Origin of the sequence: Persicimonas caeni (genome assembly GCF_006517175.1) — a bacterium.
Classification (GTDB): Bacteria; Myxococcota_A; Bradymonadia; order Bradymonadales; family Bradymonadaceae; genus Persicimonas; species Persicimonas caeni.
In genome coordinates this window covers 5,019,342-5,045,755 of sequence record NZ_CP041186.1, presented here as the reverse complement: position 1 = coordinate 5,045,755, position 26,414 = coordinate 5,019,342, and the positions used below count along the sequence as shown (strand labels likewise).

The 26,414-nt window shown below is 66.3% G+C and carries 12 protein-coding genes; 4 read left to right on the top strand and 8 right to left on the bottom strand.

The window, feature by feature from the left end; genetic code table 11:
- Nucleotides 1-700 precede the first annotated feature (700 nt).
- Nucleotides 701-4,084: a serine/threonine-protein kinase gene (locus tag FIV42_RS18630; RefSeq protein ID WP_141199147.1), complete on the top strand. Its 3,384-nt coding sequence runs from the start codon at nt 701-703 to the stop codon at nt 4,082-4,084.
- 108 nt (nt 4,085-4,192) lie between these two features.
- Nucleotides 4,193-4,594 carry a cereblon family protein gene (locus FIV42_RS18625; RefSeq protein ID WP_141199146.1) on the top strand — a complete coding sequence of 134 codons (402 nt, stop codon included), beginning with the start codon at nt 4,193-4,195 and terminating at the stop codon, nt 4,592-4,594.
- Nucleotides 4,595-4,810: 216 nt separating this feature from the next.
- On the opposite strand, the gene FIV42_RS18620 is transcribed toward FIV42_RS18625, so the two are convergent.
- From FIV42_RS18620 to FIV42_RS18610, 3 genes are read right to left on the bottom strand one after another with little or no spacing between them, the layout of a single operon-like run.
- Nucleotides 4,811-7,297: a helicase-related protein gene (locus FIV42_RS18620; RefSeq protein ID WP_141199145.1), complete on the bottom strand. Its 2,487-nt coding sequence runs from the start codon at nt 7,295-7,297 to the stop codon at nt 4,811-4,813.
- A gap of 7 nt (nt 7,298-7,304) precedes the next feature.
- Nucleotides 7,305-7,589, bottom strand: a complete 285-nt coding sequence (locus FIV42_RS18615) for an acylphosphatase (RefSeq protein WP_141199144.1) — start codon at nt 7,587-7,589, stop codon at nt 7,305-7,307.
- A 22-nt stretch (nt 7,590-7,611) separates the two neighbouring features.
- Nucleotides 7,612-8,898 carry a C69 family dipeptidase gene (locus FIV42_RS18610; RefSeq protein ID WP_141199143.1) on the bottom strand — a complete coding sequence of 429 codons (1,287 nt, stop codon included), beginning with the start codon at nt 8,896-8,898 and terminating at the stop codon, nt 7,612-7,614.
- 71 nt (nt 8,899-8,969) lie between these two features.
- Here FIV42_RS18610 and tpx point away from each other — a divergent pair, with 71 nt between their 5' ends.
- The gene (gene tpx / locus FIV42_RS18605) at nt 8,970-9,494 is read left to right on the top strand and encodes a thiol peroxidase (protein ID WP_168210750.1); all 525 of its coding nucleotides are present in this window, start codon (nt 8,970-8,972) and stop codon (nt 9,492-9,494) included.
- A gap of 93 nt (nt 9,495-9,587) precedes the next feature.
- Complete coding sequence (locus FIV42_RS18600) at nt 9,588-11,009, top strand: monooxygenase (protein WP_141199141.1); 1,422 nt, start codon at nt 9,588-9,590, stop codon at nt 11,007-11,009.
- Between the two features lie 154 nt (nt 11,010-11,163).
- Here FIV42_RS18600 and FIV42_RS18595 read toward each other — a convergent pair whose 3' ends face one another.
- The 5 genes from FIV42_RS18595 to FIV42_RS18575 form a co-directional block, all read right to left on the bottom strand.
- The gene (locus FIV42_RS18595; RefSeq protein WP_141199140.1) at nt 11,164-12,774 is read right to left on the bottom strand and encodes a CTP synthase; all 1,611 of its coding nucleotides are present in this window, start codon (nt 12,772-12,774) and stop codon (nt 11,164-11,166) included.
- 343 nt (nt 12,775-13,117) lie between these two features.
- A complete protein-coding gene (gene clpB / locus FIV42_RS18590) occupies nt 13,118-15,733 on the bottom strand; it encodes an ATP-dependent chaperone ClpB (protein ID WP_141199139.1) in 2,616 nt (871 codons plus the stop codon).
- A 207-nt stretch (nt 15,734-15,940) separates the two neighbouring features.
- The gene (locus tag FIV42_RS18585) at nt 15,941-18,055 is read right to left on the bottom strand and encodes a hypothetical protein (RefSeq protein ID WP_141199138.1); all 2,115 of its coding nucleotides are present in this window, start codon (nt 18,053-18,055) and stop codon (nt 15,941-15,943) included.
- Between the two features lie 72 nt (nt 18,056-18,127).
- Complete coding sequence (locus FIV42_RS18580; protein WP_141199137.1) at nt 18,128-20,818, bottom strand: Ig-like domain-containing protein; 2,691 nt, start codon at nt 20,816-20,818, stop codon at nt 18,128-18,130.
- A 193-nt stretch (nt 20,819-21,011) separates the two neighbouring features.
- Complete coding sequence (locus FIV42_RS18575; RefSeq protein WP_141199136.1) at nt 21,012-26,198, bottom strand: Ig-like domain-containing protein; 5,187 nt, start codon at nt 26,196-26,198, stop codon at nt 21,012-21,014.
- Nucleotides 26,199-26,414: the final 216 nt, after the last annotated feature.

Genomic DNA, 26,414 nt, shown 5'->3' with positions numbered 1-26,414 from the left:
GGCCGCGCGGCGTCCTCGCCCGCCCTGGGGCGTCACCGCCCCAGCTTGCGTGTCTTCTGCAGGGCGCACGCCCTGCTCGTACACGTGCGGGGCCCGAGACGGACCCCGGCGGTCGAGACGACCGCGCCCCTTCCCTGCTGCACGCACAACCTGCCCGGGGCGCGCGGCGTCCTCGCCCGCCCTGGGGCGTCACCGCCCCAGCTTGCATGTCTTCTGCAGGGCGCACGCCCTGCTCGTACACGTGCGGGGCCCGAGACGGACCCCGGCGGTCGAGACGACCGCGCCCCTTCCCTGCTGCACGCACAACCTGCCCGGGGCGCGCGGCGTCCTCGCCCGCCCTGGGGCGTCACCGCCCCAGCTTGCATGTCTTCTGCAGGGCGCACGCCCTGCTCGTACACGTGCGGGGCCGGTCACGATCACCATCACGGTCACGGTCACGGCTACGGCTACGGACACGGACACGGACACGGTCTCGGGTGCCGGAGCCGGGGGCCGGGGGCCGTGACCGGTGCCGGACACCGTGTCCGTGACCGTAGCCGTCTCAGCAGGGCGCACGCCCTGCTCGTACACGTGCGGGGCCCGAGACGGACCCCGGCGGTCGAGACGACCGCGCCCCAAAAATCACATTTTTCTCTCTGCGCCCCTTGGCAAGCGCCCTCGAATCCCCGATCCTCACCGGCACCTCTGCACTGAGCAGCCTTTGTACCGAGTCGTAGCCGCCGTGACCTCCAACTCTCCACATTATCGCCCTGCCGAACCGATCGGTCAGTTGGGGCCGTTCGACCTGCTCGAGTTTTTGGGTGAGGGGGCGATGGGCCAGGTGTGGCGGGCGCGGCATCGTGAGCAGGGGGTGGACGCGGCCATCAAGGTGGTGACCGAGGAGCAGGCGCTGCGTGAGGAGTACGGGCGTCAGTTTCGCCAGGAGGTGCGCGCGGTCGCCGGGCTGAGTCATCCGGGCGTGGTGATGGTCTTCGACCACGGCGAGGTCACTCCCGAGGTCGAGGACGCGACGCTCGGCGAGCTTCGGGCGCATAGTCCGTACCTGGCGATGGAGTTGTGCCCGCGGGGGTCGCTGGCCGACGTCGAGCGCCAGCTCTCCTTCGCGTCGATTCGCTCCATTCTGCTCGCGCTGCTCGACGCCCTGGCCCACGCCCACGCTCGCGGGGTCATCCACCGCGACATCAAGCCCGGCAATATCCTGCTGGCCGACGAACCGGACTGGGGCCGCGTCAAGCTGACCGACTTCGGCCTGGCGTTCGTCGCCGAGCGCTTCGAGGACGCGGTCTTGCGTGGCGCCTGCGGCACGCCGTCGTTCATGTCGCCCGAGCAGTTCCGGGGCCACTGGCGAGACGTCGGCCCCTGGACCGACCTGTACGCCATCGGGTGCCTGGCCTACTACCTGGTGTGCGGCAAGCCGGTGTACCGCGCGTTTCCGACGGTCTCGGTCGCCAAGAAGCACCTGCACGCGCCTATCCCGCCGCTCGAGCCGCGCATCGCGGTGCCCGAGGCGTTCGAGGGCTGGGTGCGCCGGCTGTTGCACAAAGATCCGCTCGAGCGCTACCGCAACGCGGCCGACGCGTCCGGTCCACTGCAGGAAATGAGGCCGCTTCCGGAGATGAGCCCGCTGCAGTCGACGGGCACCCAGAAGGCGACGAGGCCGCGCCGCGCGTCCAAGCCGGAGCGTTCCTTCCAGCTTCTGGGCGCCGGGCTGGGCCTGTACGGGCTTCGCCACGTGCCGCTGGTCGGCCGTCAGGAGGAGCGCGACGCGCTGTGGACGACGCTGTGCGAGGCGGTCGAGACGCACAGCCCGCGCGCGGCGCTCATCCGCGGGCCGTCGGGGGTGGGCAAGAGCTTTTTGGCCCAGTGGCTGTGCGAGCGCGCCGAGGAGTTGGGCCTGGCGCTGAACCTGCGCGCGACCCACAGCCCCAGCCCCGGCGGCGGCGAGGGGCTGCCCAAGATGCTCGCCCGCCATTTTCGCGCCGCCGGGCTCGAGCGCGCCGCGCTCGTCGAGCGGCTGCGGGGCTGGTTTCGAGCGCGCGGCGTCGACGACGCCTACGAGTGGGACGCGCTGGCCGAGATCATCTCGCCTGCGACCGAGGCCGACCTCGAGCGCGGCCAGCGCAAGATCCAGTTCGCCCGCCCCGAGCAACGCTACGCGCTGATCGCGCGGGTGCTGGGCCTCATCGCCCGGGAGCGCGCGGTGATCGTGTGGCTCGACGACCTGCAGTGGTCCTCCGACAGCCTAAGCCTTTTGCGCTATTGCCTCGACAGCGACGCGTGCGCCGACGTGCCGCTGGTGCTCGTGGGCACCATCCGCAGCGAGGCGCTCGTCGACCAGTCGACCGCGATGCATCTGGTCGCCGAGTTCGCCCTGCACAAGGCCATCACCCACGTGGGGCTCGGCCCGCTGCCGTCGCACGAGCAGGCTCGGTTCATCGAGACCTTGCTGCATCTGGCCCCCGCCCTCGCCCGGCAGGTCGCCGACCGCACGCGGGGCAACCCGCTCTTTGCGGTGCAGTTGGTGGGCGACTGGGTCGATCGCGGGGTGCTCGAGGTCGGCGAGGCGGGGTTCGTGCTCGCCGACGGCGAGGAGGCGCCGGTGCCCGACGACGTCTTCGAGGTGTGGTCGAGCCGGCTGGAGCGCGCGCTGTCGCAGGCCGACGAAGAGACGATGTACGCCCTCGAGCTCGCCGCCGTGCTCGGCCTGGAGGTCAACGAAGCCGAGTGGCGAGCGAGCCTGCGTCTGACGGGCACGGGCTTTCCCGAAGCCCAGATCCAGCGACTCTTGTCGCACCGGCTGCTCGACGAGACCGACACGGGCGTGCGCTTCGCCCACAGCATGCTGCGCGAGTCGCTGGAGCGCCGCGCCAAGGAAGCGGGCCGCTACGTGGGCCACCACCGGGTGTGCGCGCGGATGCTCCAGGAGCGCTACGGCGGCGAGAAGCAAGCCGCCGAGCGCCTCGGCCGCCACCTGCTGGCCGCGCGCGCCTATTTGGACGCGCTCGACCCGCTGCTCGTCGGCGCGAGGGCGCGCGGCAACGCCTCGGACTTCGAGGCCACGCTGGTCCTGCTCGACCTTCGCGAGGGGGCGATCGAGGCGCTGGGTCTGCCGACAGTGTGCGCGCCGCGCATCGAGAACTGGGCGCTGCGGGCGATCTGCATGGCGTTTCTGCACGACTACGAGGCCGCCTACGCCCTGGCCCGGCGCGCGCTGAACAGCGCCGAGAAGCTCGACGACCCGCGGCTGACGGCCACGTGCTGCTACCGGCTTTCGCAGTGCGTCCAATTCCAGGGCGACTACGGGCGCGCCCTCCCCTTGCTGCAGCGCGCGCAAGCGCTCGCCGCGGACTTCGACGACGACGATCTGGCGATGCGCCTGGCCAGCGGCATGGGCCAGGCGCTGACCCGTCTGGGCCGCCCCGACGAGGCCGTCGAGCACCTCGAGAAGGCCCGCGCGCTGGCCACCGCGCTCGACGACACCCTCCACCTGCCCGCCGTGCTCGACGCGCTGGGCAGCTGCGAGCGCCATCGCGGCCGGCTGGCCGAGGCCGAGGCGGTCTTTCGCGAGGCCCTCGCCCACTGCAACGAGACGGGGCACTACCTGGTGCTGAGCATGCTGATGAACTCGCTGGGCGACGTGGTCCGCCTGCAGGGACGCCTGGCCGAGGCCGAGCAGATCTACCGCAAGGTGGTCGCCGGGGAGGACACCCACCACCAACGCGGGGTGAGCACCGCCCTGCTCAACCTGGCGTTGATCTACGTGCAGACCGACCGCTTCAAGCAAGCCAAGCCGATCTTGGACGACCTCGCCCCGGGCTTCGAGCGCCAGCAACACGCGCGCTTTTTGCTCTACACCCGCGCCATCTCGCTGCCCTGCCTGGCCGCCGAGGCCGACTGGTACACCTTCGAGCGACGCCTGGGGCTCGTGCTCGAGGGCATCGGGGCGACGGGCCTCGTCGACGTCGACCTGGCCATCTGCCTCGAAAAAGCAGGCCAGTTGGCCGCCGACGCGCGCCACAACGACTACGCCACGCGCCTCTTCGACGCCGCCGCCCAGCAACGCCTGAACGCCCAAGGCGCCTGAACGGTTGCCAAGCCGCGCCCTCGCCCCCACATTCTCGAAAGCACCCACCCGCTCCGCCGCCCATTACGCCGACTCCCAACGCCGACTCTCAACGCCGACGAGGCCGCCATGGAACTGCTCGACCAAACCGACGACGCCACCACGGCCGCCCCTCCGGCCCAAGCCCCCACCGACGAAGCCCAGCCCGAGCACGACGAGCAACGCCAAGAAGACGAGGCGCTCAACTGCGCCGCCTGCGGCCAAGAGGTCACCCACACCAAACACCGCACCAGCGTGGGCGGCCAATTCGCCCACACCTGCGTCAACCCGGCGGGCATCCTGTTCGAGATCGGCTGCTTCAAAGAAGCCGACGGCTGCCGCGAAATCGGCCCCGAGAGCGACGACTTCAGCTGGTTCGACGGCTACGTGTGGCAGGTCGCCATCTGCACGAACTGCAAGACGCATTTGGGCTGGCGCTTCTGGTCGTCGGACAACGAGTTCTATGGGCTGATTCTGAATCGGTTGAGCTAGTGGCGTGACACCACCAGGGGGGCTAACCGCAAAGGTCGCGAAGTACGCAAAGGAAGCAAAGGGAAAATGGGGGCCGTCGGCGGCGTTGCAGGGGTTGAAACGCCTTCTATATGGGCAATTAAGGACATAGGGGCTGCGAATTGCGACGAGGCTCAGAATGCGAACGGCAAATTGCGACCTTTGCGGTTCAAAACCAACTCGACCAAGGTCAAAGAATCAACGAACACGCACAACCCGGCTAGCGTTGCGGAAGTAGACCGAGAAGCCACGGAAGCGCGGCAACACCCCAGCCTTGGGGTCTTTGCCGCGTTTGGCTTTCTTGTTGGCCGGCTCGAGGATGATCTTGCGGCTGGTCGCCTGCACGAGGCATTCGTAGACGCAGCCCATGTGCTCCCATTGGCGGGGGAAGTCGTCGGCGAAGCGTTCGAGTTCGTAGGCGGGGACGTCGAGCTCGGCGACGAGGTCGGGGCGTAGGTCGTCGGCTTCGAGCAGGGCGAGCTCGTCGGAGCGGGTGAGGCCGAGGAGTTTGAGGCGTTCCACCAGGTAGGCGCGCGGCGCGGGGGCCGGCGTGTCGTCCCACATGCGCTCTTCGGCGGGCCAGTCGGCGAGGACGCCCCACAGGTGCAGGTCGTCGCGGACGGCGTCGCCGGCGCCTTTGAAGAGGCGGTTTTCGAGGATGAGGTCGGCGGCGGCGTCCCACAGGCGCGGGCCGCGCAGGCCTTCGTCGCGCGCCGAGATCGTCACGCCGCCCAGCTCGCGCTCGACGCGGGCGACGACGCGGCCGCCGCGCAGCTCGACCTTGCCGAGCGTCTCGTTGCCCAAGCCGGCGTCGGCGAGCTGGTCGTAGGTGCACGGGAGCACCATGCGGCCGGTGCCGCGCACGCCGGTGCCGCCGTCGCCCAGCCAGAAATGGTCGAGCACGAGGCCGGCGATGGGCGCGGGGGGCTCGTCTTCGTGCTCGAGGCGCGGCGGGCTGTAGGGCCACACACTCAGCTCGACCTCGCCGTTGGCCCACGGCTCGCTTCGGCCCGGGCGCGGCTTGTTGCCGTCGCGGCGGCGCTTGGCGCGCTCGCGCAGCACGAAGGCGGTCTCGGGGATGCGCTCGAGCAGGTATTCGGCGAAGGCGTGCGGGTCGGGGAGCTCGGCGTCGTCGCGGGTGGGGTCTTTGACGGGCGCGTCGACCAGCTCGCGCAGGCTCGCCGAGACCTTGCGCGCCTCGTCGAGCGCCGAGCCGTGCAGCCGGTGTTTGCGCACCGAGCCGCGCCGGATCATCTGCACCTCGACGAAGACCTCGTTGGTCAGCCCGCGGCACAGCTCGGCGCGGGCGCGGTGGACGTCGCGGTCGCCGGTGGACAGCATCAGCGGGCGGTTGAGCTGCAGCAGGGCGACCAGGTCGCAGGTGATGCCGGCCATCTCGTCGGTCACGCCGATGAGCATGCGCGCGTCGTGGCCGTCGACGGGCAGCTCGGCCAAGGTCTCGCCCTTGGGCGTGATGTGGAATCGGCGGTCGAAGGCGCCCACGGCGACGAGGCGCTCTTTGGCCCCGGCGACGGCGAATTCGGGCGGCTCGGTGACCCAGGGGGCGCGGTCGAGTTTGGGGCCCTCGAGGCCGCAGACGCCGGCGTGCAGCAAGACGTCGTCGAGCTCGATGCGCTCGACCTCGGGGGCGGTGACGCGCTGGGGGCGAAAGCGCCGGCTCCACAGCCGGATGCAGCGGCCCGGGCGCACGCGGCCGGCGCGGCCGGCGCGCTGGTCCATCGAGTCCTGGGCGATGGGGACGAGGGCGAGCGCGCTGCGGCCGCCGCGGTGGATGCGCATGCGGGCCAGGCCGCTGTCGATGACGGTGGTCACGCCGGGGAGCGTCACGGAGGTCTCGGCGACGTTGGTCGACAGGTAGACCCGGCGTTTGTCGGCCGATTGGGCGAGCGCCTGCTTCATGCGGTCGGGCGGCAAGCCGCCGTGGACGGCGACGGCCTCGGCGCCGCGTTTCTGGCAGATTTTGGAGAGGGCCTGCTCGCAATCGGCGATCTCGCCTTTGCCGGGCAAGAAGACGAGCACGTCGCCGTCGTCGCCGTCGAGGGCGCGTTTGACCGCGTCGGCCACGCGGCTGTCGAGGTTGTGGCGGCTGGGGGCTTTGGGCTCGTCGATATACTCGACGTCGACGGGATAGGTGCGCCCGGAGGCCTCGATGAGGTTCGCGCCGAGGTCGCCCACCAGGGCGTCGACGTCGAGGGTGGCCGAGGTGATGACGAGCGGGAGATCGTCGCCGGCCTGACGGCGCGAGCGCAGCACGGCCAAGATCAGGTCGACCTGCCAGCTTCGCTCGTGGAACTCGTCGATGAGCACGCCGGCGAAGCGAAAGCCGTCTTGTTCCGTTGGATTTTGGCCGAGCATGCGCAGCGCGACGCCGGTGGTGGCGAAGACGACTTCGGTCGCGTCGCTCGTGCGGTCGTCGAAGCGCACCGTGTAGCCGATCGTCTTGCCCACCGGCTCGCCGCGGCCCTCGCTGAGCCAACCGGCCAGCGACCGACACGCCACGCGCCTGGGCTCGACGACCAAGATGGGCCCGTCGAGCCTCTCTGCCATCCACAGCGGCAGCCGCGTCGACTTACCGGAGCCGGTGGGCGCCGTCACGATCAACGGCGCCCCGGCTCCGAGTGCGCTTTCGAATTCTTCCCGTACTGCATCAACCGGCAACTGCATACTGCGACTATCGCCTCACTTCGAAAGTTTGGACATCGCCCTTCGGGTCCATCCACTGCACGTCGATATCGTCGACCTGGGCGGCCTTGGGGCCGTGGTGGGCCCACTCGACGACCTCTTCGACGTCGTCGGCCGGCCCCTCGAGCACCGCCTCGACGGTGCCATCGGGGTTATTTCTGACCCACCCGCCAAGGTTTCGAGCTCGGGCCTGCTCGCGGGCCGAGGCCCGGAAGAAAACGCCCTGTACCTTGCCGGCAATCCGAATTTGTGCGCGCTTACGCTCGACGGTCATCTGGAACCTCCGGTGTGACAGTTCAAGTTTGGTCCATCATTGCATGGTACTTCCAGAACCACCCGAACGGCGTGGGCGCGCGGCGCTCTTCGCTGGCGCGCTCGACCCGCTCGACCCACCGCAGGATCGCCTCGCGGTGGGCGGCGAAGGCATGCTGTGATGCCTCGGCGGAGTGGCCCGTCGCCAAGATGCCTTGCTGCAGCGTCTCGCGCTCGTCTTCGAAGATCCCCCGGAGCCGCTCGTAGTCGGCGAGCACGAGGCGGTGGAGCCGCTCGTGGCGCCAGAAGAGACTGTCGGGGTCGTAGCCGGCCCCGGGTTGGGGACCGAGGTCCATTGGACGCTCTCCAAAGACAACCGGTTTGAAGATGCTCATGCACGGCGACGACGTGCCTGTAAACCAGTGCTCGTTTTCGCCGGAGTCAAGACGACACACCATAGAAGCGGTCGTCTGGCCCGATTGACGCGTCGGTTGCCAAGAGGCGTGAGCGCACGGCATCTGCATGCGCCAGCCCTCGGAGGGCCGATGATCGTTGTGGCTACGGAGCGCGGCAAAGAAGTGCTTGCGGCCGAGGGTGCCTTTGGCGCGCCGGAGCGTGTCGAGGGTGCAGGCGCGTCGGATCTTCGCGCCGGTGAGCACCCGGTAAGCCGGGTCGGAGAAGCTCTTGGCGAAGTCGAAGCGCGCGCCGCGTTTGTGCCAGCCTTTTTTCTGGGCGAACGCGATCGCGCCGTCGGAGATGCGATCGTAGTGCTCGCCCACCGTCAGCGCGTTCGACAGCGTGTAGACGCCCCGCACGCGCTTGGCGACCCAGTGTTGCCCGGCGGTCTCGAGCACCCACGCCTCGTGGGCGTCGGCGATGGCGAAGGCGTTGTCGTAGCGGAATTTTGCGTGGCGGTAGCCCGCACGCCCTCCCCCGCCGAAGCGCTCGAGGTGCGCGCAGATGACCTCGAGGGCCTCCTCGGCGGTGTGGGCGCGCTCGAGCGCCAGGCGCACCAGGTCCATGCCCGTCAGGCCGACCTCGGGCACCCGCAGCCGCGTAAACACCGCCTCGTTGCCGATGGCCACGCCGTGCTCGTTGACGCCCATCTCGGCGCCCCACATCCAGAACGGGCGGCTGAGCAACACCGCGTGGGTGCGCCTGGCCTGCGGCACCTCGACCCACGTGCAGCGAAGCGTCGCGCCGGGCAGGTGATCTTGGCCGGGCACGTGCTCGACGAATTGCGCCTCGCCGGGCTCGCGATCGCTGTTTTTTCCCAGGAAGACCGCGCCGTCAGCGGTAGCAGGCGGGGTCGCTACGATGGTGTCACACATGAGAGCTTGCCGTCGGGCTGATCGTGTTCATTCTCACATTGCTCACACAACCCCAACAAATGGAGCTTAAGATGGCAACCTTCGAAGGAGCAGTCACGTTCCAAGGCAACCCCGTTACGCTCGAGGGCAACCTTGTCGAGCCCAACAACAAGGCGCCCAATTTCCGCGTCAAGCGCAACGTGCAGGACACCGTCGAGTTCGACGAGAACAAGGGCAACAAGGTCTTCTTGCTGACCTCGGCGCTGTCGGTCGACACCGACGTGTGCGCCCACCAGTTGGAGAAGTTCAACGAGATGGCCGACAACATCGATGGCAACGTCGAGATCTGGTACATCACCCGCGACCTGCCGTTTGCACTCGAGCGCTTCGCCAAAGAGAAGGGGATCGACAAGGTCAACTTCATGTCGGACTACCAGTTCCGCGAGTTCGGCGACAGCTTCGGCCTGACCATCCGCGACTTCGACCTGCTGGCCCGCTCGGCCATCGTGGTCGATAAGGACGGCAACGTCGTCTACAAAGAGGTCGTCAGCGAGGCGACCAACGAGCCCGACTACAACGCGGCGGTCAACGCCGCCAAGAGCGCGGCGATGAACTAGTGATTCGAGACCGAGTGGGCGATGTTTTAACCACTCGGTTCATTTGCTATCATCCGGGCCACCAATCCAAAATCGGGCCCAGGATGATAGCAAATGACTACCCGCCGCGCTGCTTCTCTGCTGCTGATCGCCCTTCTGTCTGCCTCGACCGCCGCCTGCGGCTCCGAGGAAGAGCCCAACGCCAACAGTAACGGCATTGGGACCACCAACAACGCCAATAACAACGCGCAGCCCGACGCAGAATCCGACGCCGAGTCGGACGCGAGCGTCGACGGTGGCGTCCCCGAAGAGGCCACCTACTACGAGCACGTCAAGCCGATCCTCGACGGACGCTGCACGAGCTGCCACGTCCCAGACGGCATCGCGCCCCTGTCGCTGACGACCTACGAGGAGGCCAAGGCCGCGAGCCCGGGCATCCGCGCCCACGTCAACGCCCGCACCATGCCGCCGTGGCTGGCCGCCGAGGGCTGCACCGAATACCAGCACGATTTCTCGCTGACCCAGGAGCAGATCGACACGGTCACCGCCTGGATCGACGGGGGCACGCCCGAGGGCGATGCGAGCAACCCCGGCGACCCGCTGCCGGCCGTCGGCGGCGGGCTGTCACGCACCGATTTGACGCTGCAGATGCCCGAGGCCTACACCCCGCAGCAGTCGCCCGACGACTACCGCTGCTTTCCGATCGCCTGGCCCGAGGACGCCAAGAAGTACGTGACCGGCTTCGGCGTCAACCCCGACAAGGACGAGGTCGTCCACCACGTCATCGCCTATCTGGCGCCGCCGAGCCTCGCCGACGAGATCGCCCAGAAGGATAGCGCCGAGGAAGGCCCCGGCTACACCTGCTTTGGCGGCCCGGGCGTGGGCACTCAGAACCCGACCAACAACGACTCGACCTCGTGGCTCGGCTCGTGGGCGCCCGGCGGCCAGGGCGTCAACTTCCCGGAGGGCACCGGCATCGCCGTCGAGCCCGGCTCCACGGTGGTCTTGCAGGTGCACTACAACACGCTGACCACCGAGCCGGTGGCCGACCAATCCGAGGTCGTGCTCAAGGTCGACGACCAGGTCGACAAAGAGGCGATGTACCTGCCCTGGACCAACCCGCAGTGGCTCAGCGGCGATAATATGCTCATCCCCGCCGGCAGCGCCGACACGACCCACTCATGGGGCTTCGACATCGCCTCGTTCGTCGGCCAGAGCATCCTCATCCACGACGTCGCCTTCCACATGCACACCCTCGGCGAGAAGGGACGCCTGTGGATCGACCGCGCCGACGGCTCCGAAGACTGTCTGCTCGACATCCCCCGCTGGGATTTCGACTGGCAATACGGCTACAGGCTACAGGCACCCAAGACGCTGTCGGCCGGCGACAAGCTTTCGATCGAATGTCAGTGGGATAACACGGCCGAGAATCAGCCCGTCGTCGACGGAGAGCGGTTGCAGCCGCGCGACGTGACCTGGGGGGAGGGAACGACCGATGAGATGTGTTTGGGGATTTTCTATGTGACGTTCGAGTAGGGTTACTAAAGGTTACTTAGGGTTACTAAAGGTTACTTAGGGTTACTAAAGCAGCCACTTTCAACCGGGCTGCCTTAGTCTCCCTTAGTCTCCCTTAGTTCCCCTTAGTCTCCCTTAGTTCCCCTTAGTCTCCCTTAGTCTCCCTTAGTTCCCCTTAGTTCCCCTTAGCAGCCAGGCAAGCAGCGATGTAGCTCGCAAACAGCGGATGCGCCTTGGTCGGCCGGCTCTTGAACTCGGGGTGGAACTGGCAGCCGATGAACCACGGGTGTTCCGGCAGCTCGATCATCTCGACGAGGACTTCGTCGGGGGAGGTGCCGCTGATGACCATGCCGTCGGCTTCGAGCTTCTCGCGGTAGGCGTTGTTGACCTCGAAGCGATGGCGGTGGCGCTCGCTGATCTCGTCGGCGGTGTAGATCTCACCGGCGCGCGAGCCCTCTTTGAGCTTGCAGGGATAGGCGCCCAGGCGCATCGTGCCGCCCTTGTCGACCACCTCTTCCTGCTCGGCCATCAGGTGGATGACCGGGTTTTTGGTCTTCTCGTCGAACTCGATGCTGTTGGCGTCTTTGAGGCCGCACACGTCGCGGGCGTACTCGACGACCGCAAGCTGCATGCCCAGGCAGATGCCGAAGAAGGGCACGTTGTTCTCGCGGGCGTACTTGATCGCCTGGATCTTGCCCTCGGTGCCACGCTCGCCGAATCCGCCGGGGACCAACACACCGTCACAACCTTCCAGAAGCTTCTCGGCGCCCTTTTTGGCGAGCTCCTCGGAGTCGACGAAGCGAAGCTCGACGTCGGTGTTGTTCTGGATGCCGGCGTGGAACAGCGCCTCATTGAGCGACTTGTACGCGTCGGTCAGGTCGACGTACTTGCCGACGATGCCGATCTCGACGCCGTGCTTGGGGTTCTGGATGCGGCCGACGACGCGGCGCCACTCGCTCAGGTCGGTGGCGCGCGACCAGATGTTGAGCGCCTCGCCCAGCTCGTGGTCGATGCCCTGGTCGGCCAGGAGCAGCGGGACCTCGTAGATGGAGTCGGCGTCGCGCGCGGTGATCACGCGCTTGGGATCGACGTTGCAGAACAACGCGATCTTCTTCTTGATCTCTTCGGGCAGGTCGCGCTCGCTGCGGCAGACCAAGAACTCGGGCTGGATGCCGATCTCGCGAAGCGCCTTGACCGAGTGCTGGGTCGGCTTGGTCTTCATCTCGTCGGCGGCCGCGATATACGGCACCGGCGTGACGTGCATCGACACCGAGTTCTGCTCGCCCAGGTCCAAACGGGCCTGACGAATCGCCTCCAAGAAGGGCAGCGACTCGATGTCGCCGACGGTGCCGCCGACCTCGACGATGCCGATGTCGGCGCCCTCGCAGGCGCGGTAGACCGATTCTTTGATCTCGTCGGTGATGTGCGGGATGACCTGGACCGTGCGGCCGAGGTACTCGCCACGACGCTCCTTGCTGATCACCGAATCGTAGATCTGTCCGGTGGTGAAGTTATTGGCCTTGGTCATCTTCGCGGAGGTAAACCGCTCGTAGTGACCCAAGTCCAAGTCGGTCTCGGCGCCGTCATCGGTGACGAAGACCTCGCCGTGCTGCAGCGGGTTCATCGTGCCCGGGTCGACGTTCACGTAGGGGTCGAGCTTGACGAAGGTGACCTTCAGCCCGCGGTTTTCCAGCAGCGCGCCCAGAGCCGAGGCGGTAATCCCCTTGCCCAGGCTCGACATGACACCGCCAGTGATGAACACATACTTTGTTTGATTCCTCGGCATGATCTTCTACTACGGCTTCAACAGAGATTGATGAGGACAGAATATCCCTCGCGATACGTCATTCGCCTGCCCAACGCGCGGTCCCGCCCGGACATTTCCCGCCAAGATTTCGCACTCACAAACATACAGACCACGGCGCATATGCAGCACCGATTCTGCTTATTTGTCAGTTGATTAAAGGGTGAGTGCCAGCAAGCCTAAAATCTCGCAGCGCGAGTTGCCGGCACTATAGTGAGGCGAGGTTGAGTTGGCAACCGGGGAAGGAAAGATTCCATCGGAGGCAGACCTTGCCTGGACGAATGGCCCGGCAGCACGGACTGCCTCCGATGAAGATGTATGATCGTTATTGGGCGACGCTGACCTCGTCGTCGGGAGCTCCATCGGCGACGAACGTCAACTCGTCGGCGTCCTCGTCGACATCGACGTGGATCGTCGAGCCGGGCTCGAAGTCGCCGCGCAGCAGATACTTGGCGAGCTGGTTTTGGACCTCGCGCTGCAAGACGCGCTTGAGCGGACGCGCTCCGTAGACCGGGTCATAGCCGCGGTCGGCGAGCCAATGCTTGGCCTCCGCGGTCAACTCGAGATCGAAGTCGCGCTCTTTGAGCAGCCCCTCGACGTGCTCGAGTTGGATCTCGACGATGCGATCCATGTGGTCGCGGGTGAGCCCGTGGAAGATGATCGTGTCGTCGACACGGTTCAAAAACTCGGGGCGGAACATCGAGCGAAGCTCTTCCTCGACCAACTCGTTGGCCTTGTCCGGATCTTCGAGGCCGTACTCCTGGATATGGTGACTGCCGACGTTCGAGGTCATGATGATGACCGTGTTGGTGAAGTCGACCGTGCGGCCCTTGCCGTCGGTCAGTCGGCCATCGTCCAAGATCTGCAGCAGGATATTGAACACATCCTGGTGGGCTTTTTCGATCTCGTCGAAGAGCACGACCGTGTAGGGACGCCGACGCACGTGCTCGGTCAGGTAGCCGCCCTCGTCGTAGCCCACATAGCCGGGAGGCGCACCGATCAGGCGAGCCACGGCGTGTTTCTCCATGAACTCGGACATGTCGAGGCGCACCATATTCTGCTCGTCGTCGAACAGGAATTGCGCCAGGCTCTTGGCCAGCTCGGTCTTACCGACGCCGGTGGGCCCCAAGAAGATGAAACTACCGATGGGACGATGCGGGTCCTGCAGGCCGCTTCGGGCACGACGAACCGCATCGGAGACCGCCTCGATGGCTTCGTCTTGGCCGACGACGCGCTCGTGAAGGCGATCCTCCATCTGCAAGAGCTTTTTCTGCTCGCTCTCGAGCATCTTCTGGACTGGAATCCCCGTCCAGCGGCTTACGATGGCGGCGATATCCTCGTCAGTGACCTCCTCGCGAAGGAAGCTTCCCTTCTCTTGGAGTGCCTCGAGCTTCTCCTGACGGCTGGCCAGCTCCTTTTCGGCCTCCGGCAGCTTGCCGAAGCGGATCTCGGCGGCGCGGTCGAGCTCGCCCTGACGCTCGGCCTGCTCGTACTCGATGCGAAGGTCCTCGATCTTCTGCTTGAGCTCGCGGATGGTCGAGATGACCTCGCGCTCGCGCATCCACTGCGCCTTCATGCCGCTGGCCTTCTCGCGCAGCTCGGCGATCTCCTCTTCGAGCTCCTCGCGGCGCTTCTGGCTCGCCTCGTCGGTCTCCTTTTTGAGCGCCTGCTTTTCGATCTCGAGCGACGTGATCTGGCGCTCGATGGTGTCGATGTCGGTGGGCAGGCTCTCGAGCTCCATCTTGACGCCCGCGGCGGCCTCGTCGACCAGGTCGATGGCCTTGTCGGGCAAGAAGCGGTCGGCGACATAGCGGTCGCTGAGCTTGGAGGCGGCGATGATGGAGGCGTCCGAGATGCGGATACCGTGGTGGACCTCGTAGCGCTCCTTGAGGCCGCGAAGGATGGTGATCGTGTCCTCGACGCTGGGTTCCTCGACCATGATCGGCTGGAAGCGTCGCTCGAGCGCGGCGTCCTTCTCGATGTGCTTGCGATACTCGTTGACCGTGGTGGCGCCGATGGCGTGGAGCTCACCACGGGCCAAGGCCGGCTTGAGCATGTTGGAGGCGTCCATCGAGCCTTCGGCCGCGCCGGCGCCCACGAGCGTGTGCAGCTCGTCGATGAAGACGATGATCTGGCCTTCGGCGGCGTCGATCTCACGAAGCACCGCCTTGAGACGGTCTTCAAATTCACCGCGAAATTTCGCGCCGGCCACCAGCGCGCCCAAGTCGAGCGCGTGCACCCGCTTGTCCTTGATGCTCTCGGGCACGTCGCCGGCGGCGATGCGCTGGGCGATGCCCTCGACGATGGCGGTCTTGCCGACGCCGGGCTCACCGATGAGCACCGGGTTATTCTTGGTCCGCCGGCTCAATACCTGCAGCGAGCGGCGAATTTCGGCGTCGCGGCCGATGACCGGGTCGAGCTTGCCCTGGCGAGCGAGCTCGGTCAGGTCGCGGGTGTACTTTTCGAGCGTCTGGTACTTGCCCTCCGGGTCGACATCGGTGACCCGTTGCGAGCCGCGCACCTCTTCCATCGCCCGAAACACATTGTCGCGGTCGACGCCCTGCTCGCGCAGAAGTCGGCCCGTCGAGTCCTTGCTCTCGGCGAGCGCCAGGAGCAGGTGTTCGGTGGAGACGTACTCGTCACCCAGCTTGTCGGCCTCGTCCTGTGCGACGCGCAGCGCGTCCGACAGCGATCGCGACACGCTCAGTTGGCCGCCCTGCACTCGCCCCAGTCGGTCGAGCTCCTTGGCCACCGACTGGCGCAGCCGGTCAGTGCCTACACCGAGCTTTTCGATGATCGGCGGCACGATGCCCTCTCGCTGCTCCAACAGAGCGTGCAACAGGTGAATCGGGCGCACCTCGGCGTGATCGCGATCGCCGGCCAAGTCCTGGGCGTCGGCGATCGCCTCCCTCGATTTGATCGTGAATTTTTCACTACGCATTTTTACCCCGTACTGCTTCAAATAATGTTTTTGTGGGCCGGAGACGGCGGACGCAATCGGCTTCGAGCCGCCCATGACGTGTGCGTGCCCCTCCGACACCTCGGTCTTATTCGAGGCAAAACTAGGCACCGGCAGCAGACCGTCAAGGCCGAGGCACGCGGGCCTCCAGCTCTTCCTGAGAGCAGTGGAAGCCCGCGCTGCGAAGCACTATTCGACGACCTCGAGGCTCTGACCGAGCGCTTCCTTCCAGTCGACGATGATGTCGGGCCCGATGCCGTTGGTCTCTTCGTAGTGCGAGCCGGGCGCCTGGCTGAAGTAGCCGTTGGTCTGGAAGTCGTACTCGGGCACAAAATAGCCCAAAAAGTCCATGCCCAGTCCGATGAAGAAGGGATGCTCGCCGGGGATCAGGTCGTAGATGTACGGACCGTCGGGAGCCGCCGACCAGTCGGGCGGGTTGGTCTGGTCGGGTTTGACGATGCACGGATGGGTGCCGCTGCCGTCGTCGGTGGGCAGGCCGTCTTCGTCGCAGATTTTGGCCACGCGATGCTCCTCGACGTCGCCGACCACGGGGGTGCGCGCTGTGGGCTTGCCCGGGAACCCGCCGGTGAGCGTCTCGGGGAAGACCTCGCCGGGGGCGGTGAAGAAGGTGATCGAACCCAGGCGCACCACGGCGACCTCGGTCAGGACCATCGGATCGTTGGGAACGTAGTTGCTGCCGCCCAGACTCTTGGTGTTGTAGACGTCGCGCTCGAGCAGCCCCAGACCGAGGGCGGCGATTTGAAAGATGCGGTTCTTGATGGGCGACAAGAATTCCTTGCGCCCGAAGCGAAGCCCGGGGTTGTCCACGGCGCCAAGCTCGCCGTCGGCGGCGGCCGACAGCACGTGACTGGCCAGGCGCTGGCCGACCGCGTCGGCGGCCTCGAAGGAGTGGTCGTCTTCGGGGATCTCTTCGGCGTAGTTTTTGCCGCCTCCCTTGCCCGGGTTGATGAGTCCGCCGACCGAGCCGGCGAAGAAGACGGTCACGCCGCCGAGTCCTTCGAGGGCCGGCTTCGCCTCGCCGTTGGTGTCGGTGACCGCGTCGAGGCCTTCGGTGATGTATTTACGCACGAAGTGCGGGTAGTCGGAGGTGATGTACGGGTTGTTGCTCCACAGCACCTCGGGGTGATTGCCGAAGCTGAGCAGCGTGGCGATCGTGTCGCCCGAGTCCTCGGAGGCCAAGCGCACCACCGGCACGTCGTCGTTGAAGATATACGGCGGGCGGCTGTCGCTCATCGCCAAGCCCTCGACGCCCACGTCGAGCACAGTCGCCTCGACGGTGGCCGGCTCCAGGGACTCGACGGCCTCGACGACCGCCTCGGTGGTCTTTTCGTAGATCCCCTCGATGAAGCGGTCGTCGCGGCCGGAGTACGAGGGCATGGGATCGCCCGGGCCCCACTGGCCGGCGGTGTCGGGGGCCTCGTGGTTGTGAGTGCCGGCCATGATGAGCAGGTCGACGTCGACCTCGTCGGCGACGCGACGGCGAATCTCTTCGATGTCGGTGTGAAACCAGCCGACGGTGTCGACCGCGGCGAACGCTACGGTGATGTCGTTGTGGCGCATCACGGCGACCTGGATCATGAGGTCGTCGTGGGCGTATTTGGAGACACAGCAGTCGGGCGCGTCGCAGCCGATTTTATCTTCGGGGCAATACTGGGCGGGCCGGCCGCTGGAGAAGCCTGCGATCCACATGCCCTGCATTTTGCCGTCGCCCTCGCCTTCGTCGGGCTCGGTATAGCCCTCGTCGCCGGGGCAAAGCCCGTCGTAGCCGCAGTCGTTCCAGTTTTCGTCGGTGAGGCCGCCGGGGCTGAAGTTAAGGTAACTGCCGTCCAAGCCGGCCGGCTTGGGCGTTTCGAAGCCCTGCGGGGTGATCACGCGGCTGGCGGCGCCGGCATAAAAGACGTCGTCACCACCGGCGTCGCAGCCCGGCGACCCCGGGCAAGCCTGCACCGGTTCGGGCTCGTAGATGCACACCTTGTGCGCGTCGAAGGTCTGGCAGGTCTCCTCGGGGCGGCAGTCGGAGTCGTCGACGCAGCGCCGGTCCATGTTGGAGACGCACTGACAATCGACCATGCGCTCGCCCTCTTCACACGGAGCGACGCCCGGGCACTCCTGGGCGGCGTCGTCGTCTGCACCGGTGTCAGACACCGTGTCAGCACCAGTATCGGCGGCCGACGTATCGGAGCCGGCGTCGAGCGCCTCGGATTTCTCTTCCGGCTCCGAACATCCCAGGCCCAAAGCCACGACCAAGGCGACGAAAACTGCACCGACTCGCAAAGAAAACATGCCACACACTCCGCGTTGGGTTCACACCATTGAGCTTCAATGGCGCCAATGTAGCAGAGTGTGTGCCGGATTTCACTGCACCGTCACGGTCACCGTGCCGGTCGACGAGCCGCCGTTGCCGTCGCTGACCACGTAGGTGAACGTGTCGGTGCCGGCGGTGCCCGGGGCGGTGTACTCGACGGTGCCGTCACCGTTGTCGGTGACCGTGCCGTCGGTGTTGGTGGTGTCGAGCGACGAGACGCTCAGGGTATCGCCGTCGACGTCGGTATCGTTACTCGTCAAATCGATGGTGATCGTGGCGCTGACGGCGGCCGTGGCGGTGTCGTCGACGGCCTGCGGCGAGTCGTTGACGGCGGTGATCGTCACGCTGACGGTGCCGGTGTCGGTCGAAGTGCCGTCGCTGACCGTGTAGTCGAAGGTATCCGAGCCGTTGGTGTCGGGATCGGGCGTGTAGGTCACTGTGTCATCCGACGGGTCGTTGGGAGTGCCGCCGTCATCGATGGACGCGGCGCCCTGAGTGGGTGTGGTCACCGACGCGATGGTCAGCGCGGAGGTGTCGATGTCGGAGTCGTTTTGCAACACGTCGACCGTCACCGCCACGTCCTCGGTCGTCGAGGCGGTGTCGTCGGTGGCCGTGGGCGGGTCGTCGACCGGCGTGATGGTCACCGTCACGGTCGCCGTGGCCGTCAGATTGCCGTCGCTGATCGTGTATTCGAAGGTATCCGTGCCGTTTTCATCGGCGTTGGGCGTGTAAGTAATCTGGCCGTTGGCCACGCTCGTCGAGCCTTGCGACGGCGTCGTCGCCGAGATGATACCGAGGGGGTCGTTGTCGGGGTCGCCGTCGTTGGCGAGTACGTCGATCGTCACGGCGGTATCTTCGTCGGTGGTGGCCGTGTCGTCCGCTGCGGTGGGCGCGTCGTTGACGTTGTTGACGGTGACGGTGACCGTGGCGGTCGCCGTCGCCGTGCCGTCGGAGATGGTGTAGTCGAAGGAGTCGGTGCCCACGTAGTCGGTCGGCGGTTGGTACGTCACCGAGTTGTCGCTCTCGACGGTCACGGTGACGCCCTGGGCGGACGTGGTCGTGCCCGTCACGCTGAGTGTATCGCCGTCGACGTCGTCGTCATTTTGGAGCACGGCCACGTTGACCGACTGGTTCTCGTTGGTCCCGGCGGTGTCGTCCGCGGCCACCGGTGCGTCATTGATCGCGGTGACCTGAATGCTCAGCGTGGCCATCGCCGTACCGCCATTTCCGTCCGACAGCGTGTAGGCGAGGCTGTCCGAGCCGTTGAAGTCGGCGTCGGGCGTGTAGGAGATCTCGCCCGCCGAGGTGACGCTGGCCGTGCCGTTGGACGGCGAGGTGGTGATGCTCACCGACAGGTTGTCGCCCTCGGGGTCCGTGTCGTTGGCGAGTACGTCGGCCGTCGCAGGGGTGTCCTCGTCGGTCGTCAACGTGTCGTCTGTCGCCGTGGGTCCGTCGTTGACCTCGCGCACGGTGATATCGACCGTGGCCGGCGACGAGGTCGCTTGGCCGTCGTCGACCGTGAAGGTGAACGTATCCGATCCGGAGTAGTTGGGGTCCGGCGTATACGTCACCTGGCCGGTGGACGTTTCGAGCGTGCCCAGCGAACCGTTTGTCGGGCCAGACTGGATCGCAAACGTCAGCGGATCGTTGTCGGCGTCGCTTCCATTCAAGTCGATGTCGACGGAGGTGTCCTCATCGGTGGTCACCGTGTGATCGTTGGCCGACGGCGGCGCGTTGCCCTCGACCACCGTGACGGTGACGTCGGCCGAGACTGCGCCGACCTCGGCGGTGATCGTCGAGGTGCCCGCCGACTGGGCGCTGACGAGGCCGCTCGCGTCGACGGTGGCCACGCCCGTGTTACTGCTCGTCCAGGTCGGCGTACGGTCGGTGAGTTCGTTGGCGGCCACGTCGAAGACCTTCGCTCGCAGTTGAACCGTGCCCCCGACGGTGACCGACGGGTCCTGGGGCGTAATCTCGATACGGTCGACCGGCACCGGGATCACCTCGATCTCGGCGCTGCCGGTAATGCCCTCGACGTTGGCCACGAGGTTGGTCGTTCCTTCGGCCAGCGCAGTGACCACGCCGCTGGAGTTGACCGTGGCGACTTGCTCGTCCTCGACGCTCCATACGACGAACGGCTCGGGGATAGGCGAGCCCTCCTCGCTGAACGCGGTTGCCTGAAAGGTGGCGGTCTCGCCGACAAAGAGCGTGCTCGGGTTGGGGGCGACTTCGACGCTCGCCACCTCTCCCTCGACCACAGTGATCTCGGCAAAACCCTCGATCTCGGGATTCTGCACCGATCGCGCGCTGACGGTCACGGTGCCGAGCAGCTCACCGGTGACAATGCCGCGCCCGTCGACATCGGCAATATCGGGATCCGACGAGCGCCACTCGAATAGCGCCGTGCTCACGGGGTTGCCGTCCGCATCGAGGGCCGTCGCCTCGAGTTGCAAGGAGCCCCCGATGGCGAGGTCGGCGGTGGCCGGACTCAGCTGGACGCTGACGATCTCCTGGGGCCCGGCATCGTCGCCGGTGCCGCCATCCTCCCCAACGTCGGGGAAGAAGTCCTGGGGCTGGCAAATCCCATCGACCGCGCAGACCTCGTCGGCAAAGCAGTCTTGGTCGGACTGGCACTGACGATCATTGAACTCGGGCTCGCACCCCGCTGCAAACAGGCTGGTCAGGGCAAAGGTTGCGAACAACGCGCACAGAGACGAGCGGCAACAGTCAGAGATATCCATAGCGACATTCGGACTCGAGAGGATCTTCAACGCCCAACAGCTGATCGAATGCCCCAAAGCTAATACGCCGCGACGCCGCGGCAAGGGATCGCGGCCACAAAAAAACCGCCGCCCGCGATTTGCGGGCGGCGGTTTTGCCAAATCAGGAGGTCACGGACGTGGCGAGTTCACACTGCTCACGCCGTTCTCGCGATCACGGGCAGGAATCGTTGGCGGCTCCGGGCGTGCCCAGATCGCCATTGTAGCTGGTTGTCGCGTCGCACCAGTTTGTGCTGTCGTCGTTGCTCGTGGCGTCGAGCGAAGCTGGCGAAAGCGTCAACGATGCACCGCTTGTAACGGAGAACCCACCGCCGTCGTAGTTGACAACATCGATTTGAGTGCCTGCGCAGTTCAAAACGACTTCATCACCACTGCTCAAAAACCAGTTACTTCCATAGACGTACGACGGGGTGAAGCCAGGCGAACTGGAGTTTGCGAGAGTGACATACTCGCCGGGAGCGATCGTAACGTCGACAGTGATTGTGTGCGAGTCGGCCCCGAGGTCCTCAATTGTGCAGCCGTTGAGGTTGTAGGTGGTGGTGGTGCTGGGATTATACAACTCGAACCACTCCCCGGCGCTGTCAGCGAGGACGTCCGGGCTGGGCATGATTTCCGAGATCACAAGCTCGCCGGCCGAAGAGGGCTGAACACTCGCCGTCTGCGCGGTGATGGTGACCGTGTCGGTGGCCGTAGCCGTGTTCTGGTCGGTGACCGTCAGCGTCAAGACGTAGTCGCCGGCGACGTCGGCGGTGAACGACGGGGTCGCCGTGGCCGCGTCGGTCAAAGTGGCGGTCGAAGAACTCGGTTTCGTGTCGAGCGTCCAGGCATAGCTCGCGATGCTGTCGCCGGCGTCGATATCAGAGCTGTTCGAGCCGTCGAGGTTGACCACGTCGCCCTCGGTGACCGTTTGGTCGGTGCCGGCGTCAGCTGTCGGCGCGTCATTCACGGCATTGACCGTGATGCTGAGCGTGCCGGTGGCGGTACCGCCGTTGCCGTCGGCGACCTGGTAAGTCAGCGAGTCGCTGCCGTTGAAGTTCGCGTTCGGAGTGTACTCGATCTGGTTGCTCACCACGCTGGCCGTGCCGTTCGTCGGGCCGGTCACGATCGACACCGTCAGGCTGTCGCCGTCGGCGTCGGTGTCGTTGGCGGCCACGTCGATCGTCTGAGTGGTGTCTTCGTCGAGGGTGAGCGTGTCGTCGGTGGTCACCGGGTCGCTGTTAGGAACCTGAGCCGTGATGGTGACCGTGTCGGTGCCCGTGGCGCCGCTCTGGTCCTCGACGGTCAGCAGCAGCACGTAGTCGCCGGCCTCGTCGGGGGTAAACGACGGAGTGGCCGTGGCCGCATCCGTCAGAGTCGCCGTCGAGTTCGTCGGCGCGCTGTCGATCGTCCAGGCGTAGCCTGCGATGCTATCGCCGGAATCGATGTCCGAGCTGTTCGAGCCGTCCAGGTTGACCAGCGTGCCCGTGGTGACCGTCTGGTCGGCGCCGGCGTCGGCGGTGGGAGCGTCGTTGACCGCGTTGACCGTGATGGTCAGCGTGGCCGTGTCCGTGCCGCCGTTTCCATCCGAGATCTCGTAGGTGAGCGTGTCGGTGCCGTTGAAGTTGGCGTCGGGCGTGTAGTCGATCTGGTTGTTGGTGATGCTGGCCGTGCCGTTCGTCGGCCCGGTGGTGATCGCCGTCAGCGTCAGCGAGTCGCTGTCCGCGTCGGTGTCGTTTCCGACCACGTCGAAGGTCGCCGAGACATCTTCATCGGTCGAGAAGGTGTCGTCATTGGCCACCGGGGCGGTGTTCACGGCCTGTGCGGTGACAGTGACCGTGTCGGTCGCCGTGGCGGCGTTCTGGTCAGTGACCGTCAGCGTCAAGACATAGTCACCGGGCACGTCGGCGGTGAACGACGGAGTCGCCGTATTGGCGTCGGTGAGCGCGGCGGTCGAACTGCTCGGCGTCGTGTCGAGCGTCCAAGCGTAGCTCGCGATGCTGTCGCCCGTGTCGGGGTCGGAGCTGTTCGAGCCGTCGAGGTTGACCACGTCGCCTTCATTGACCGTTTGGTCGGCGCCGGCGTCGGCGGTGGGAGCGTCGTTGACCGCGTTGACCGTGATGGTCAGCGTCGCGGTGTCCGTGCCACTGTTTCCGTCGGAAATTTCGTAGGTCAGCGAGTCGCTGCCGTTGAAGTCGGCGTCGGGGCTGTACTCGATCTGGCCGCTGACAATGCTTGCCGTCCCGTTCGTCGGGCCGGCGGTGATCGCCGAGATGCTCAGCGTGTCGTTGTCCGCGTCGGTGTCATTCGAGAGCACGTCGGCCAAGGCCGTGGTGTCCTCGTCGAGCGTCAGCGTGTCGTCGTTGGCCACCGGGGCGGTGTTCACGGCCTGTGCGGTGACAGTGACCGTGTCGGTCGCCGTGGCGGCGTTCTGGTCGGTGACCGTCAGCGTCAAGACGTAGTCGCCGGCGACGTCGGCTGTGAACGACGGAGTGGCGGTGGCCGCATCCGTCAGGGTCGCCGTCGAGTTGGTCGGCTTCGTGTCGAGCGTCCAGGCATAGCTCGCGATGCTATCGCCGGTGTCGATATCGGAGCTGTTCGCGCCGTTCAAGTTGACCACGTCGCCTTCGTTGACCGTCAGGTCCGCGCCTGCGTTCGCGGTCGGCGCGTCGTTGACCGGGTCGACCGTGATGCTGAGCGTGCCGGTGGCGGTGCCGCCGTTGCCGTCGGCGACCTGGTAGGTCAGCGAGTCGCTGCCGTTGAAGTTCGCGTCCGGGGTGTACTCGATCTGGTTGCTCACCACGCTGGCCGTGCCGTTCGTCGGGCCGGTCACGATCGACACCGTCAGGCTGTCGCCGTCGGCGTCGGTGTCGTTGGCGGCCACGTCGATCGTCTGGGTGGTGTCCTCGTCGAGGGTGAGCGTGTCGTCGGTGGTCACCGGGTCATTGTTCGCAGAAGCCTGCGCGGTGATGGTGACCGTGTCGGTGCCCGTGGCGCCGCTCTGGTCCTCGACGGTCAGCAGTAGCACGTAGTCGCCGGCCTCGTCGGGGGTGAACGACGGGGTGGCCGTGGCCGCATCCGTCAGGGTCGCCGTCGAGTTCGTCGGCGCGCTGTCGATCGTCCAGGCGTAGCTTGCGATGCTATCGCCGGAATCGATGTCCGAGCTGTTCGAGCCGTCCAGGTTGACCAGCGTGCCCGTGGTGACCGTCTGGTCGGCGCCGGCGGCGGCGGTGGGAGCGTCGTTGACCGCGTTGACCGTGATGGTCAGCGTGGCCGTGTCCGTGCCGCCGTTTCCGTCCGAGATCTCGTAGGTGAGCGTGTCGGTGCCGTTGAAGTTGGCGTCGGGCGTGTAGTCGATCTGGTTGCTGGCGATGCTGGCCGTGCCGTTCGTCGGATCGACGGTGATCGCCGTCAGGGTCAGCGAGTCGTTGTCCGCGTCGGTGTCGTTTCCGACCACGTCGAAGATCGCCGCGACATCTTCATCGGTCGAGAAGGCGTCGTCGTTGGCCACCGGGGCCGTATTCGTCGGCGATTGTGCGGTGATCGTGACCGTGTCGGTGCCCGTGGCGCCGCTCTGGTCAGTGACCGTCAGCGTGAGCACGTAGTCACCGGCCACATCGGCGGTGAACGACGGGGTCGCCGTGGCTGCATCGGTCAGCGTCGCGCCCGAGTTGGTGGGTACGGAGTCGAGTGTCCACGCGTAGCTCGCGATGCTGTCGCCCGTGTCGGGGTCGGAGCTGTTCGAGCCGTCGAGGTTGACGGTGTCACCGACGGTGACCGTCTGGTCGGTGCCGGCGTCGGCGGTCGGCGCAGTGTTGGCCGCCTCGGCGGTGATCGTCACCGTGTCGGTCGCCGTCGCGTTGCCGTCGTCGACGGTCAACTCGAGGACATAGTCGCCGGCCACGTCGGGCGTAAACGTCGGCGAGGCCGCCGTCGAGTCGCTGAGCGCGGCGCTCGAGCCGGTCGGCGTGCTCGTAAACGTCCAGCTGTAGCTGAGCGTGTCGCCGTCGGCGTCCGAGCTGTTGGAGCCGTCGAGGGTGACCGTGTCGCCTTCGGTGACCGTCTGATCACTTCCTGCGTCGGCCACCGGCGGGGTGTTGGCGGTGATGGTGACGGTATCGGTGGCTGTGGCCGAGCCGTCGTCGACGGTCAACTCGAGCACGTAGTCGCCGGCGACATCGGCGGTAAAGGTCGGCTGCACGGCCGACGCATCGCTCAAGGTCGCCGTCGAGTTGGTCGGCTGGCTGGAGAACGTCCAGCTGTAGGTCAGCGTATCGTTGTCGGCGTCGTCGCTGTTGGAAGCGTCGAGGGTGACCGTGTCGCCGACGCTGACGACCTGGTCGGCCCCGGCATCGGCCACCGGCGAGGTGTTGGCGGGCACGACGTCGACGTCGACCGTGGCGGTCTCACCGCCGATTTCGGCGGTAATTGTCACGGTTCCCTCCGCCACACCGGTGACGATGCCACCCGAATCGATCGTCGCGATCGACTCGTCGTCGCTCGTCCAGGTGATCTGGCGGCCGGTCAACTCGTTGTCCTCGGCGTCGAACGCCTGGGCGGTGAGTTCCACCGTGCTGCCCACCTCGACGGTCGGGTCGGCCGGGGTCAGCTCGATGCGCGCGACGGGCACCAGCTGGACCTCGACGTCGACCGTGGCCTGCACGCCTTCGACCGTCGCCGTGATCGTGGTCTGGCCGGCGGCAACCGCGGTGACCGTACCGTCGGTATCGACGGTGGCGATCGACTCGTCGTCGCTCGTCCAGGTTACCTGCGGGTCGCTGATCTCTTCGCCGGCTTCGTTGAGCGCAGTCGCCGTGAGCGTCTGCGTCTCGCCGACGATGAGCGTCACCGCGCTCGGCTCGACCGTGACAGTGTCGACTTCGCCTTCGACCACGGTGATGGAGGCGGTTGCCTGCACCGAGGGATCTTCGGTCGAAGTCACGGTGATCGTCGCCGTGCCAATCTCCAGGCCGGTCACCTCGCCGTCGGCGTTGACGGTGGCGACCACCTCGTCGGAGCTCTCCCATTCGAAGGTCGCGTCCGCGATCTCGTTACCGTCGGCGTCGAAAGCCGTGGCGTCGAGCGGCACGGTCAGACCCAGCGCGACGTCGACCGACTGCGGGGTGACTTCGATGCTGGCGATTTCGACGGTGTCGGCATCTTGCTCGACGTCGGGGCCGACGTCGCCGCCAGCGCCCGGCTGACAGATGCCCTGTGCCGAGCAGAACTCGTCGGGAAAGCAATCTTGGTCGGTGGCACATTGCTCGTCGGTGAACTCCGGCGCGCAACTCACGCCCGCCATGCCTGCCCAAAGGCCCACCACGAGTACCGCGAGGACCTGCCGGTACGAACTTCGATACATCATGACTACGACTCCTAAAAAAACCAATCACACACGACGAGCCGAGCGGCTCGTGGCACTGTCATTCAATTATTGAGAGGAGAACTCGCGCTCGTCCAGCGCAGCCAGCTCCCCCAGTGTTCGAGATCGAGAGCGTCGCGGAACCCTAACAAATGTGCGGGCAAAAAAAAACGCGGGAGCGCATGTGCGCTCCCGCGTCGAGCCGGATGGCTTTGGGCG

Coding starts and splice junctions, on each gene's coding strand:
- FIV42_RS18625 (WP_141199146.1), top strand. CDS start 4,193: ATGGAACTGCTCGACCAAACCGACGACGCCACCACGGCCGCCCCTCCG.
- FIV42_RS18615 (WP_141199144.1), bottom strand. CDS start 7,589: ATGACCGTCGAGCGTAAGCGCGCACAAATTCGGATTGCCGGCAAGGTA.
- FIV42_RS18600 (WP_141199141.1), top strand. CDS start 9,588: ATGACTACCCGCCGCGCTGCTTCTCTGCTGCTGATCGCCCTTCTGTCT.
- tpx (WP_168210750.1), top strand. CDS start 8,970: ATGGCAACCTTCGAAGGAGCAGTCACGTTCCAAGGCAACCCCGTTACG.
- clpB (WP_141199139.1), bottom strand. CDS start 15,733: ATGCGTAGTGAAAAATTCACGATCAAATCGAGGGAGGCGATCGCCGAC.
- FIV42_RS18595 (WP_141199140.1), bottom strand. CDS start 12,774: ATGCCGAGGAATCAAACAAAGTATGTGTTCATCACTGGCGGTGTCATG.
- FIV42_RS18620 (WP_141199145.1), bottom strand. CDS start 7,297: ATGCAGTTGCCGGTTGATGCAGTACGGGAAGAATTCGAAAGCGCACTC.
- FIV42_RS18610 (WP_141199143.1), bottom strand. CDS start 8,898: ATGTGTGACACCATCGTAGCGACCCCGCCTGCTACCGCTGACGGCGCG.
- FIV42_RS18575 (WP_141199136.1), bottom strand. CDS start 26,198: ATGATGTATCGAAGTTCGTACCGGCAGGTCCTCGCGGTACTCGTGGTG.
- FIV42_RS18585 (WP_141199138.1), bottom strand. CDS start 18,055: ATGTTTTCTTTGCGAGTCGGTGCAGTTTTCGTCGCCTTGGTCGTGGCT.
- FIV42_RS18580 (WP_141199137.1), bottom strand. CDS start 20,818: ATGGATATCTCTGACTGTTGCCGCTCGTCTCTGTGCGCGTTGTTCGCA.